This is a genomic window from Dactylosporangium sp. McL0621 (assembly GCF_049995355.1).
In the GTDB taxonomy this organism is placed as follows: Bacteria; Actinomycetota; Actinomycetes; order Mycobacteriales; family Micromonosporaceae; genus Dactylosporangium.
Window position 1 is genome coordinate 1,248,605 of sequence record NZ_CP188259.1, and the last position, 12,848, is coordinate 1,261,452.

Genomic DNA, 12,848 nt, shown 5'->3' on the forward strand with positions numbered 1-12,848 from the left:
CGGCGCGCAAGGAGAGCTCATGCTGACGGTCGAGGGTAGGACGTCGCGAGGCGAGGTCCTGTTGCGGGTGGTGGCGCACCCGTCGTTCAACCCGGTGCTCTTCGAGGTCGATCCCGTCAGGTTTCCGCTGCTTGCCGGAATCGATCCCTACGACGACACGTTCTTCAACTCCCTGCAGGTGAAGCGCCTGCTCCTGGAGATCGATTCCTACGATACGAACCGCGGGGAGTGGGAGGTGTTCCTGCCCGAGTTTCTCGCCGTGTGCCGAGAGGTCCTCGCCAGGCCGCATCGATTCCTCCGATTCGTCGGAGACTAGTCACGCCAGGGTGACGAGCGCCGCGCTGCCGCCCGGGACGGTCAGGGTCAGGCCCGCGGTCGTGCTGGTCACGGACTCGGCCGGGCCCTGCACGAAGGTGCCGTCCGGCCGGACCGTCGCCCCGGCGAGCGTGATGTTCGAAGGCGAGTCGAGGGCCGCGCCCGCCAGGCGGATCACCGAGGCCTTCCCGCCCGGGGCCGCGCCCGTGGACAGCGTGACCGTCACCGGCGCCGCCGTGGTGGCCTCCTTGTTGACAAGCATCACGCGCGTCCGGCCGTCGCTGCCGCGCACGGCGTACGTCGTCAGGTTGTGGCCGGTGTTCACCGTCGTGCGCAGGAACGTGCCGGTGCCCATCAGGGCGACCATCAGCATCCCGTAGTACAGCGGCCGCGGGGTCAGGCGGCCCGCCCGGCGGTCCTCGTCGGTGGCGGCGCACAGCGGCGTGTACACGCGCACGTTCATGTCCTGCTCGGGCTGGTCGCACACGCCGAGGGTGCCGTGGAAGTTCAGGCCCGACAGGCCCGCCTGCAGCAGCATGAGCGAGTAGTCGACGCCCCACAGGGCGGCGCCGTAGACGTTGCTCACGCCGGGCAGGCCGCCCAGGTTCACCGAGTTCGTCTCGTCGTGGCGCAGGGCGAGGCCGTACTTGCGGGCCGCGGCCAGGGGCTGGCCCAGGTTCTGCAGGTCGTCGCGGGCGTTGTTCGGGGAGAGCAGCTCCTCGACGGTGTGGCCGGGGCTGTTGTGCTGCGACAGCGAGTACGGCTGGTCGGTGAGGTACGCCACCTTGGCGTGCCGGTCCCGGGCGAACTCGTCGATCCACGTGTTGTTGTACGTGTTCGGGCCGGCGACGCGGACGCCGGCGCCCGAGATCGCGCGGGCGCAGGTGTCGAAGTCCGAGAGGTACTGCTGGTAGCCCCAGCCCCCGTCGCGGACGCGGCCCGGGTAGCCGTTGGGCTCGTTGCCGCACTCCATGGCCAGCAGGTGCGGGCCGAGCCGGGTCGCGGCGTAGCGGGCCTCGTCGGCGATGCGCGCCTCGTCCAGGTGGGCCAGGTTCACCGCGAGCTCGACCGGCCAGCCGGTGGCGGCCGAGAGCGCGGCCAGGCGGTCGATCTCGGCCGGGCCGATCGGGGTCTTGGCCCAGGACGGGACCGGGTCGTTGTTCGGGTTCCACAGCACGTACGAGTCGACCGCGTTCGCCCCGACCTTGAGGTTGCCGGTGCCGAGCGTGTGCAGCAGGTTCTTCAGGTTGCCCTGGACCGGGTCGAAGCCGGGGGCGACGGCCAGCTGGTCGGCCTCGTAGGAGAGGCCGAGGGCGTTGGCCGGCAGCGGGTTGCCGGGGGCGTTGCGGTCCACGGCGACCACGGCGGCGTCCGCCCCGCCGGGGGTGGCCGGCGGCGTGCGCGACGGGGAGGGCGAGGCCGACGCCGGCGCGGAGTGGGTGAGGCGCCGGGCCGGCAGCGCCGCCGCCTCCGGGCCGCCGAGGCTGCCCCAGGCCGCGGCCGCGCTCGTGCACAGCAGGGTCAGCACGACGACGGCCGCGATCAGCCACAGCGGTGGCGTCCGGCCCGGCCGGCCGGGGATGAAGACCTCGGGCGGCTGCACGCTCATGGGCCGCCTCAGCCGCCCTCGACCGGGTGCCGGAGCAGGAGCACGACCTGCAGGCGCCGGAACTTGTCGGTGCGGGCGACGCTGTACTCGTCCTTGATCACGTGCTGGCGGCTCTCGGAGAGATCGTGCAGCGGGTCGCCGGAGGGCGCGTCGAGGGCGACGATCCAGACCCGCTCCGTGTCGCCCAGGCAGGCGGCCAGGTCGGTGCAGGCCACGCCCGTGTAGGTGCCCGACTCCGGGCCCGAGACCCGCTGGAACGCCTCGCGCGGGATGGCGCTGCCCATCTCGACCATGATCGGGACGCGGCCGTCGCCGAGCCCGGCCGGGGCCGTGTAGGCGATGGCGTCGGCCGGCTCGACCTGGGTGCGCATGTACGCGGCGGCGCCGCGGAAGTCGGGCTCGCCGAGCGAGTCGGCGGCGCGGATGCGCTCCTGGACGGGCCAGCCCAGCACGAGGACGGCCAGCAGGGCGGCGGGCATGGCGAACCAGCGGTACCGCACGAGCCGCGGATCGGGCCGGCGCAGCGGTACGACCACCGCGGCCGCGGCGAGCAGCGCCCACGCGGGCAGGGTGAACAACACGTACTTGGGCAGGAACACGTGCACGACGGGGTAGATCGCCCAGGCGCCCAGCGGCGGCACGAACGCCCAGGCCAGCAGCGCGGGCACCACGTCGCGGTACGCCGCCCAGAGCGCGACGGCGCCGTAGGCCGCGGCGATCATCATCACCCAGGCGACCGCGTGATCGCCGAAGAGCGTGGTGGGGAAGACGGCGATGTCCTTCTCGCCCCGGCCGATCCAGGCGACCTGCTGCTCCTGGCCCTTCGCGACGAACGCCATCGGCGCCGCGAGCGCGGCCGGGACCAGCACGGCGATGAGCCACGGGCGCAGCCTGCGCCGGTCGCCGCCGGTGAGCCGCCAGGCCAGCAGGGCGTGCGCCGGCACCACGAGCAGCGCCACGAAGTGCAGGTAGGTCAGCGCGACCAGGCCCGCGCCGTAGAGCAGCCAGCGCCGGCGGCGCGGGTCGCGCAGCGCGGAGATCAGGCCGAGCGTGGTGAGCATCACCAGCGCGCTGACCCAGGCGTACGAGCGGGCCTCCTGGGCGTAGCGCGACACCGACGGCACGACCGCGAACAGCAGCCCGGCCAGCACGCCGGTGGTGGTGTCCACCAGCCGGCGCCCGAGCACCGCCAGCGCCCCGGCCGCGACGCCCATCGCGATGATCGAGGGCGCCCGCAGCGCGAGCGTCGAGCTGCCGAAGACCTGCGCCCAGAGGTGCACGAACAGGTAGTACAGCCCGTGCACGATGTCGATGTGCTGCAGCAGGTGGAACAGCTGCGGCCACGTCAGCCGGGACGTGTAGGCGGTGACGTACTCGTCCTGCCACAGATTGCGCCCCGACGGCAGCACCGCGCCGGCCGCGAGCGCGGCCGCGGCGGGGGCCCAGGCGACGCGCCACCAGTCCGGCGCGGGGCGCGCCGGCTCATCGGTCGTCGCCGGCGGCGGCGCATCAACGACGGCGGTCGACATGCGGCCGAGGTTAGCACCGAGCCCCGTCACCCGTATGCTGGCCTGCGTCGGGGGGAGGGAAGAGCGTTGCGGAAACGGTTGCGCCTGCAGGCCTGCGTGTTGGCCGTGTCGCTCCTGGTGACCGGGTGCGACCGGCTCTCCGACGAGGTGCAGCCCGGCACGTCCGGCGCCGCGAGGACGCCCCGCGCGGCCGCCTCGAAGTCGGCCCCGGCGCCGCACGCGTCGGTGGCCGCGGCCGTCGCCGCCCGCCAGGGCCCGGCCGTGGTGCCGGGCAAGGTGATGCTCGGCGCGTTCGTGAGCATTCAGGGCACCGCCCAGGGGCCGGCCCTGCAGCTGCGCCGCGACCAGCTCGGCCGCGACTTCCGGATCCTGCACTACTACTACGAGTGGAACGATCCGCTGCCGACCTCGATGCCGACTATCGGCGCCGGGCAGTACGCGCTGCTGTCGTGGCGCGGGCCGGCGTACAAGCAGATCCTCAGCGGCTCGCAGGACGCCTGGATCGCCAAGGAGGCCGACCGCCTGGCGCAGTACGGCAAGCCGGTCTTCCTGCGCTGGGCGTGGGAGATGAACGGCAGCTGGTACGAGTGGGGCGGCGCCAAGAACGACAGCCGCCCGCAGGACTTCATCGCGGCCTGGCGGCACATCCACGACATCTTCCAGGCCCACAACGCCAAGAACGTCGGCTGGGTGTGGGGGCCGAACTGGTACTCCAAGCCCGACCTGCCGTGGAACGCGATGGGCAACTACTACCCGGGCGACGAGTACGTGGACTGGGTGGCCATCTCCGGGTACGGCGACAGCAGCCTCAACCCGAACGCGATCTACGACGCCTTCTACGACGAGTTCGGCGCCCGCAAGCCGCTGATGATCGCCGAGACCGGCGTGCTCGACCGCGGCGGCACCACCAAGCCGGACTGGATCGGCGCGCTGTCGGACTGGACCAAGAAGCACCCGGCGATCGCGGCCGTGGTCTGGTACGACACCGACCACAGCCCGGGCACCGAGGAGAACTTCCGGCTGGACAGCACCCCGGGCTCGCTCGAGGCGTTCAAGACCAAGCTGGCGAGCGACCCCTACTTCGCCGGCTGAGCGCGGAACCCGCGGGCCAGCTCGACCTGGCGCAGCACGCGGGCCCCCGCCGTCTCCGCCCCCCAGGCGTGCACCGCGCCGGCGATCCGGACGGCGCCGCGCAGCAGCCCGGGGACCGGCACGAACGGCCGCACGAAGCCGGGCACCTGGGTCAGCGGGTCGACCGCGGTCACGTACTCCGGGAACAGCCGGGCCAGGGCGGCCCGGGACCGGCCCTGCTCGTAGAACTGCCGGGCGAAGCCGGCCGGCGACTGCGCGTGCAGGTGCGTCGCGGCCAGCGAGCGGTCGAAGACGCCGGTCAGCCCGGCCCGGGCGCAGCGCAGCCCGAACGCCCGGTCCTCGTGGCGCACCAGCCCGGGCCCGCCGTCCAGGCCCACCGCGAGGGCATCGGCCCGGCGCAGCGAGACGTTGCCGGCCCACAGGTGGGTGATGACGGAGCCGGGGTCCTGCTCGTACGCCCCGCACGCCCGCTCGTAGTCCTCGGCGTAGAGCCAGGCCGGGTAGTCGCCGGGCCGGCGCGGCTCGGGCCGCCGGGTCGGCATGTATCCGAGCACGACCGCCCCCCGCAGGTGCGCATGCGCCGCCGCGTGCCCGGCGGCCAGCCCCGGCCCGGCGAGCACGTCGTCGTCGAGCAGCAGCACCACCTCGCCGGTGGCCCGCTCGACCCCCGCCTGCCGGGCCGCGCCCTGCCCGCGGTTCTCCTGCCAGACCGGGACGATGCGCGGCTCGTCCACGGCGAGCCGCCGCAGCAGCTCCAGCGAGCCGTCCGTGGAGCCGTCGACCACGACGAGGATCTCGCGCGGGCAGGGGTCGGCGGCGACCGCGGCGACGATCTCGGTCAGGTGCCGGCCCCGGTTGTACGTCGGGATGACCACCGAGATGGAGGGGGTCGTCATGCGCGGTGCCTTCCCGCCGCGTGCTTCCAGGCGTCGGGGCGGCGCAGGGCCACCCCCAGGACGGCCGGGGCCGTGTACAGGCCCTGGAGCACCCAGACGCCGGCGAGCCAGAGCGCGAGCCCGGTCAGCCCGTCGTGGGAGCCGCCGTACCAGGCCGCGCCCAGCTCGGCGAGGCCGGCGATCACGGCGAAGACGCTGGCCCGGGGCACCCGGCCGCGGACGCGGGCGATCGCGAAGTACAACGGCCGGAACAGCAGCGCCGAGTAGGTCAGCGCGAGGATCGACAGGGCCGTCCCGGCCAGGTTCGCGTAGTCGGGGCCGAACAGGCCCATCACCGGCCGGGCCACCAGCGCCAGCACCACGCTGGCGGGCACGCCCAGCCCGACGGAGAGCAGCAGCGCCATGCGGACCTTCGCGCGCAGCGCCGTCATGTTGCCGGCCGCGGCCGCGAACAGCGTCGTGGCCAGGTTGTTGGGCAGCATCGTGACGAACGAGAAGATCATGTACATCGTGTAGAACGCGGCGGTCGCGGCGGGCGAGATGACCGCGGCCACCACCAGCGGCTGCACGGTCCGCGGCACGAACAGCGCCAGGTTGAGCGCGTTGTGCTCCAGCGCCTGCACCAGCCGGCCGCGCAGCATCGAGCGGTCGGGCCGGACCGCGGCCGAGAGCCCCCGCCGGCGCAGCGAGAGCGTCAGCAGCAGCACCGACAGCAGCGCGCCCGCGACCCAGGTGGCCAGCAGGTGCCCCGGGCCCACGGCCAGCGGCACGAACGCGAGCGCGCCCAGCAGCGCCAGCTTGATCAGCGCGAAGTACGTGTTGCGCAGCAGCTGCAGCGGGCCCGACATGAGCCCGAGCAGCCCGTCGTCGAGCACCAGCGTGGTCGCCGTGACCACCACGCCGAGCAGCAGCATGAGCGTCATCGGCCAGGAGCCGATCGAGTGGCGCAGGCCCGGGATCGCGAAGCGGGCCAGCCCGACGTAGATCAGCCCGCCGGCCGCGGCCGCGGTCGTGGCCACGAGCAGGCAGGTGACGATGAAGTTCCAGCGCCGGGCCGGGTCGGGCAGCCGCGGCAGCTCGGAGATGAGCAGGGTGCCCATGCCGAACATGCTCAGGGTGCCGACCAGGGTGAGCGCGGAGACCGCGGCCGACGCGCTGCCCACCACGTCGGCCGGGAACGCGCGGGCCGCGACCCACCAGTAGGCGAAGCCGAGCACCGACGTGACCACCGTCGTGCCCATCAGCGAGCCCGAGTTGGTCAGCAGGTCGACGTGGCGGCGGGCGGCCCGGCCGAACCGCCGGTCGGGGCGGGTGGCGCTGGTGCCCTCGTAGACGGTCATGGTCTAGCTCAGATGGACCGAGCGGTAGGGCGTGGTGTCGCCCTCGCGGTAGAGCTCCGCGGTGATCGTGCCGGTCGCGGGGACCGCCGTGGTGACCGCCCAGGTCGCTTCGTTGCGGACCCGCGGCGTGAACGAGGCCCGGAAGCTGCCGTTGTCGTGGATCTTGACGGTGTACTGCGTGGTGTGCTGCTCGTGACAGATCACGCCGATCACGACGTCACGCTGGGCCGCGCCCTCCTCGACCGGCCCGGCGGGCACGATCGAGAGCTCGGTGAACGCGACCGCGTCGGCCCGGCTCGCGCTGTGCCAGCTCACGACCCCGGCGACCGTCACGAAGAGCACGGCCAGGGCCAGCGGGGCCAGGCGCAGGGCGGCCTTGCGGGTGCTCAGCGTCGTCGCGCGCAGCGGCACCGCGCCCTGCTCGACGGTGTCCGCCGTCGACCAGTTCGAGTCCGGCCGGGTGCGCTGGCGCAGGTACCAGACCAGCGCCGACACCACCGTGACCCCGACGCCGAGCTCGGCCCAGGACAGCCGGCTCAGCCGCGCGCCGCCGGCGAACATGCCGATGCCGCCGAGCGCGAGCGCGGCGAGGCTCAGCGTGACGGCGAGCGTGCCGCGCTCGATCGGGCTCAGCGAGCGGCCCGGGAACAGCCCGCGGGTCATCGCGTAGCCGGGCAGGACCAGTGTCAGCAGCAGGCCGGCGACGACCGCCGGGGGCCCGTCGAACTGCAGCACGACCGCGAGCGCGGCCACCGAGGTGATCGCGAGCAGGACCGCCGGCGTCCCGGCGCGGTTGGGGGCCATGCTCAGCTGTCCCTGAGGTCGTAGATGCGGATGGTGCCGTTGTCGTAGACCCGGTCGGCCCCGACGATCGCGTCGAACTTGGTCAGCCCGGCCCGGTCCAGCGGGCCCGTGCGCTTGCCCACCATCGGGTCCTGCGGGAAGTACGAGCCGGTGACGGGCTCGTGGTCGGCGAGGCGGATGTCGACGTAGACGAACTCGACCGAGCGGGCCCGGACCAGCTCCTGGTCCTTCAGGCCCCACGCGGTGGAGTAGAACAGCGGCGCGGTCTCGCGGACGATGCGCTGGCCGCCGTACGTCGACACGAGGCCGAACCCGGTGGTGTCGGCGGCGAAGCGGTGCCCGGTGCCCAGGTAGGCCCGGCTCCAGTTGGCCGCGGTCACGCCCATCGGGTCGACCGCCCGCTCGAAGCCCGAGGCCAGGAACCCGCCCGGCAGCCGGCCGTAGAAGGCGGGCCAGCCGCCGACCCGGGAGTTGACGAGCAGCAGCAGGGTCAGCCCGGCCGCCAGCGACCAGGTGACCGCGGTGCGGGTGCGGGTCATGGACAGGTGCCGGCGCATCCGCAGGCCGCCGTTGCGCCGCCAGGCCAGCACGGTGCTCGCCACCAGCAGCGACACCGGCACGTAGGTGAAGGTCGCGGCCCGCCCGGCCAGCTCCGGGCCCTGGGTGCCGATGAAGCGCAGGCCGGCGGTGGCGAAGAAGACGAACGTGCCGGCCAGCAGCGACCAGTGCCAGACGTCGCGGGACCGGCCGGCGACCGCCGTGCGCAGCTGCTGCACGAACAGCGCGAACAGCGCGAGCACGGCCACCACGGACACCGCCGTCTCCCAGCGCGGGGGCGTCGCCGACCCGTTCGCCGCGCCGCCGAACTCGCCGTGCAGCAGCAGCCGGACGCCCGCGCTCCAGAGGCCCCGGGCGGCCGGGGTGAGGTACGTCGTGACGTCCGTGGCCACGAAGACGAACCAGGTCCCCGTCGCCGCCGCGGCCAGCCCGCCGAGGATCAGCGCCCCGTAGCGGCGCGGCCGGCCGAACAGGAACTCGCAGGCGCCGATGAGCAGCAGCGTGCCGACCGTCATCATCGCGGTGACGTGGTGCGTGACCACGACCCCGGCGATCGCGAACCCGCCGATCGCGAGGTGGGCGAGCACCCGCCGCTCGTACTGCCAGCAGATCGCGGCCCACACCGCGAGCATCAGGAACGGCAGCGCGCCGGTCTGGTACACGTACATCGAGTCGAAGAACAGGTAGTGCAGCGAGGTCGCGTAGATCACGCAGGTCAGCCCGGCCAGGCGCGGCGAACCGCCGACCCGGCGCACCACCGCGAAGAGCAGGCTCACGAAGGCCAGGTGCGCGAGCCCGGCCACGACCAGCCCGGCGACGGTCACCGGCAGCCCGGTGAGCAGCGCGACCGAGCCGCCCATCTCCTCCAGGCCGGGGAAGTGCTCGACGACCGGCAGGCCGTGGTCGGGCTCGTAGAGGTGCGCGGTGCGGACCAGGGTCGAGGTCGCGGCCCAGTGCTGCAGCTCGTCCGGGAAGCGGAACTGGTCCGGGCTGTACATCCACTTCTGCAGGTACTGGTTCACGGCCAGGCCGAGCACGAGCGCGTAGGCCTCCGCGGTGCCCGCGAGCCGCGCCAGCATCCGCACCGCGACGGGCGCGAAGACGAGCACCTGGCCGAGCCAGTAGGCCGCGACCGCCCAGCCGGCGCCGTCGCGCCCGCCCGAGTAGGCGAGGGCGACCAGGGCGACCCCGGCCGAGGAGAGCGCGATGATCCAGGGGGCCTGGCCCAGCATCGGGACGTGCGCGGCGAGCCAGCCGGTGGGATCGGACATTTTGACGGTACCGCTGGAAGGCGCCTCGGCTTTTACGAGTTGCTCGGCGCTGACCTCCACGGTCGCGTCGTCGTCCGCGGGCAGGCGTGGCGCGGGGATCGGGGTGCGGCGCACGGTGCGGCGGGTCGTGTGCACCCGCATCAGTTCCTCGCGGCTCACCTCGACGGTCTCGTCGTCGGAGACGGTCTCGCCGGCGGGTGTCCGCGGCTCGGGCGGCGGGGTCTTGCGCACGGTCGTCCGGCGGGCGGGGGCGCTCACGCGGCCACCTCCGCCGGCTCGGGCGTGCGCGGGCGGCGGCGCTGCTCGCGGCGGCCGCGCAGGTAGGCGGCCGGGCCCTGCAGCATGCCGCGGCGGTTGTTGGCCAGGATGTGGGCCGGGAAGTCCGGGCCGACCGTCGCCAGCCGGGCCCCGTCGGGGTTGCGCAGGTCGCGCAGGGCGGCCGGGGCCAGCCGCAGCAGCCGCGGTACGAGCGCGGGCCGCCCGAGCACGAGGCTCGTGTACCCCGCGGTGAGCCCGACGCCGTAGCCGAACAGCTGCCGCTCGAGGCCGGCCAGGTCGCGGCGGTGGGTGTGGCGGGTCAGCGCGGCCGGGCGGTAGGCGATGGTGCCCCCGGCGAGCAGCACCTTCGCGAACGCGACGGTGTCCTCGCCGCCCATGGCCGGGGTGCCGGCGCCGAGCGCGGGGTCGAAGCCGCCGATCGCCCGGGCCGCGGCGGCGCGCCAGGCCATGTTCGCGCCGGCGCCGAAGGGCGGGAGGGGGTACAGCGGGCTCTGCACCTTCGCCGTGGCGGGGGAGAAGACGGCGGCGGTGAACCCGCGGCCCTTGCTGTGCCCGCCGAACTCCTCGAACCAGACCTGCGCCGCGGTGGCCAGCTCGGCCGGGACGACCGCGCCGGTGACGACCCCGGCCTCGGGGTGCTCGGCGAAGCCGCGGGCGAGCTCGGCGAGCCAGTGCTCGTCGGCCATCTCGTCGTCGTCGAGCCAGGCGAGGATCTCGTCGCCGGTCTCGGCGAGGGCGCGGTTGCGGGCGTTGGACAGGCCCGGCCGCGGCTCCCGCACGTAACGCACCCCGCGGGCGCGCGCGATCTGCTCCGTTGCGTCACTGGTGGGGGCGTTGTCCACGACCAGGACCTGGAAGTCGGGGTACCGCTGCCGCGCGACGCTGTCGAGGCATGTGGCGAGGGCCTCGGGCTGGTCGCGGGTGCACACGACGACCGTGATCGGGGGCGCGTCGCGCAGGACCGCCGCGCGCCGCGCCAGGAAGTCGCCGTCCCGGCGCTCGGCGATCGCGGCGCCGAACTTCCGGTCCACGGCCGCGTGCGGGTCCTCGCCGGCCGCGACGACCAGGGCGCCGATCGGCTCGGTGTGGACGCGGACGAGGAGCCACGTTTGTTGTGATTTCTCTGATTTTCCGGACATGTCGGTTGTCGCGGCGGACGGAAGGTTGTAGTCCGCGACCGCCATCCCGACGCTCATGCCGTTCCGACCGCCGGCTCCAGCACCTTGCGCCGGCGCGCGCCGAACGCCCACTCGTAGCCGGCCCCGACGCCGGCCGCGCCCGCCCCGGCGACGAGCGCGAACGCCTGGCCGAACCGGTGGGCGCCGCGGCCGCGCAGGCCGTCGAGCAGCGCCCGGGCCGCCGCGCGGGGCAGCTCGCGCGCGTAGTCCTGCTCGGAGCCGAGGCTCTCGCGGCCCAGGTTGAGCCGGGCCAGCTCGACCTTGCCGCGGCCCTCGTTGGCCGAGCGGGCCACGAAGAAGCGCAGCGTCGAGCGGGCCGCGGGCACCGAGTGGTCGATGACGGAGGCGGGGTTGTAGACCCAGCGGCCGCCGTCCTCGCCCATGCGCAGGCAGAGGTCGGTGTCCTCGGGGCGGGCCCGCTCGCCGACCTTGCCGAAGCCGACCCGGAAGCCGCCGACGGCCAGGAACGCGTCGCGGCGCACCGCCATGCTCTCCGACCACACGTTGCGCACCGGGGCCTGCTCGGTGGGCATCCCGCGGTACGAGGCGCCGACGACCCACAGGAACTCGTCCGGGAACCAGCCCGGCCGGCCCCGCTCCCACGCCGGGGCGATCGCGCCGCCGGTGCCGACCACGCCCGGGTCGGCGAACGGCGCGAGCAGGCCGGCCAGCCAGCCCGGGCGGGCGGTGGCGTCGTCGTCGAGCAGCGCGATGTACCGGCTGGTGGTGTGGCGAACGCCGGTGTTGCGCGCGCCCGAGGCGCCCCGCTCCGACTCGTTGGCCACGACCGTGGTGCCGGGCAGCTCGCGCCCGGCCCGGGCGAGCAGGGCCGGGTTGTGGTCGACGACCACGACGACCCGCTCCGGACGCGGCTCCTGCGCCCACGCGGAGGCGACGGCGGCTCGCAGCTGCTCCCAGCGCCGCTCGGAGTAGCAGGGGATGACCACGCTGACGTCCGGTGCGCTCATCCGACGAGCGCCTCGTCGTCGTGCGCGGGCCGGGGACGGCGCTGGCCGGGGACGGCCGCTCCCGGCACCGAGTGGCGCGCGACGACGCCCGTGGGCGCCGGTCGCGGCCGGGGCACCGTCGGCAGCTCCTGGGTGTTCGCGAGCACGGCGCGGCGGTCCGTGGTGCGGGCGCGGCGCTTGCGGCGGAACTCGACCAGGATCGTGCGCAGCACGCGCAGGCCGTCGCGCGGCGCGTTGAGGTTGCTCACGCCGTGCAGCCGGGCGCCCTCGACGCTGCCGACCTCGGCGACGTTCAGGCCGGCCACGGCGGCGCGGACGTTGAGCATGGTCTCGATCTCGAAGCCGTCGCCCCAGAGCTTGCTGCCGTCGGCCGGCGCCGGCAGCCGCGGGTCGGGCAGGTCGAAGCCGGGCAGGGCCCGCGCCCAGAAGGCGTTGTAGCCGTAGCAGAGGTCGGAGTACCGCGTCCGGAACAGCACGTTGACGAACAGGTTGAGCCCCGCGTTGCCGAGCCGCCGCAGCCGCGTGATGTCGTGGCTGCCGCCGCCGTCGCGGAAGCGGGTGCCCTTGGCCAGGTCGGCCCCGTCGACCAGGGCGGCGATGAAGCGCGGGATCTCGGCCGGGTCGGTCGAGCCGTCCGCGTCGATCATCACCACGATGTCGCCCGTGCAGTGGGCGAAGCCGCAGGCCAGGGCGTTGCCCTTGCCCTTGCGGGTCTGCTGTACGACCAGGATGTCGGGCCGCAGCCGGCGGGCCACCTCGACGGTCCGGTCCCGCGAGCCGCCGTCGACGAGGACGACCTCGTGCAGCGGCCCGGGCAGGCGCTCGAACACGTAGGGCAGGTTGCGTTCCTCGTTCAGCGCGGGCACGACCACGCTGATCAATGGCCAATCGGTGTGGTCAGCCATCGCGGAACGGTCCCCCCAACCAGTCTCTGCGGTTCCGCGGTTCCCTGCGGTTTGCCTCCGAGTCAGGGGAGCACGTTAACAGGCATGGCCCAGCCCTGCGCACC

General features: G+C 74.3%; 11 protein-coding genes. 2 read left to right on the plus strand and 9 right to left on the minus strand.

The window, feature by feature from the left end; genetic code table 11:
• Window positions 1-19 precede the first annotated feature (19 nt).
• Complete coding sequence (locus ACPPVO_RS05740; protein ID WP_426510219.1) at window positions 20-316, plus strand: hypothetical protein; 297 nt, start codon at window positions 20-22, stop codon at window positions 314-316.
• Here ACPPVO_RS05740 and ACPPVO_RS05745 read toward each other — a convergent pair whose 3' ends face one another.
• Together ACPPVO_RS05745 and ACPPVO_RS05750 are read right to left on the minus strand one after the other, a co-directional pair.
• Window positions 317-1,924: a glycosyl hydrolase family 79 C-terminal domain-containing protein gene (locus tag ACPPVO_RS05745; RefSeq protein ID WP_426510220.1), complete on the minus strand. Its 1,608-nt coding sequence runs from the start codon at window positions 1,922-1,924 to the stop codon at window positions 317-319.
• 8 nt (window positions 1,925-1,932) lie between these two features.
• A complete protein-coding gene (locus ACPPVO_RS05750) occupies window positions 1,933-3,453 on the minus strand; it encodes a glycosyltransferase family 39 protein (RefSeq protein ID WP_426510221.1) in 1,521 nt (506 codons plus the stop codon).
• A 66-nt stretch (window positions 3,454-3,519) separates the two neighbouring features.
• On the opposite strand from ACPPVO_RS05750, the gene ACPPVO_RS05755 reads away from it, so the two are divergent.
• Window positions 3,520-4,545, plus strand: a complete 1,026-nt coding sequence (locus ACPPVO_RS05755) for a glycoside hydrolase family 26 protein (protein ID WP_426510222.1) — start codon at window positions 3,520-3,522, stop codon at window positions 4,543-4,545.
• Here the strand turns inward: ACPPVO_RS05755 and ACPPVO_RS05760 are convergent.
• From ACPPVO_RS05760 to ACPPVO_RS05790, 7 genes are read right to left on the minus strand one after another with little or no spacing between them, the layout of a single operon-like run.
• Entirely contained in the window at window positions 4,530-5,441 is a 912-nt protein-coding gene (locus ACPPVO_RS05760; protein WP_426510223.1) for a glycosyltransferase family 2 protein, read from the minus strand. The genes ACPPVO_RS05755 and ACPPVO_RS05760 overlap by 16 nt on opposite strands.
• On the minus strand, window positions 5,438-6,781 hold the full coding sequence (locus tag ACPPVO_RS05765) for a lipopolysaccharide biosynthesis protein (protein ID WP_426510224.1): 1,344 nt from the start codon (window positions 6,779-6,781) through the stop codon (window positions 5,438-5,440). Before ACPPVO_RS05765 ends, ACPPVO_RS05760 begins: the two co-directional genes overlap by 4 nt.
• A 3-nt stretch (window positions 6,782-6,784) precedes the next feature.
• A complete protein-coding gene (locus tag ACPPVO_RS05770) occupies window positions 6,785-7,585 on the minus strand; it encodes a DUF1616 domain-containing protein (RefSeq protein WP_426510225.1) in 801 nt (266 codons plus the stop codon).
• Window positions 7,586-7,587: 2 nt separating this feature from the next.
• Complete coding sequence (locus ACPPVO_RS05775; RefSeq protein ID WP_426510226.1) at window positions 7,588-9,672, minus strand: hypothetical protein; 2,085 nt, start codon at window positions 9,670-9,672, stop codon at window positions 7,588-7,590.
• Entirely contained in the window at window positions 9,669-10,889 is a 1,221-nt protein-coding gene (locus tag ACPPVO_RS05780) for a glycosyltransferase family 2 protein (RefSeq protein ID WP_426510227.1), read from the minus strand. The genes ACPPVO_RS05775 and ACPPVO_RS05780 overlap by 4 nt, the downstream gene beginning before the upstream one ends.
• Window positions 10,886-11,839: a glycosyltransferase family 2 protein gene (locus ACPPVO_RS05785; protein WP_426510228.1), complete on the minus strand. Its 954-nt coding sequence runs from the start codon at window positions 11,837-11,839 to the stop codon at window positions 10,886-10,888. Before ACPPVO_RS05785 ends, ACPPVO_RS05780 begins: the two co-directional genes overlap by 4 nt.
• The gene (locus tag ACPPVO_RS05790; RefSeq protein ID WP_426510229.1) at window positions 11,836-12,744 is read right to left on the minus strand and encodes a glycosyltransferase family 2 protein; all 909 of its coding nucleotides are present in this window, start codon (window positions 12,742-12,744) and stop codon (window positions 11,836-11,838) included. The genes ACPPVO_RS05785 and ACPPVO_RS05790 overlap by 4 nt, the downstream gene beginning before the upstream one ends.
• Between the last annotated feature and the right edge of the window lie 104 nt (window positions 12,745-12,848).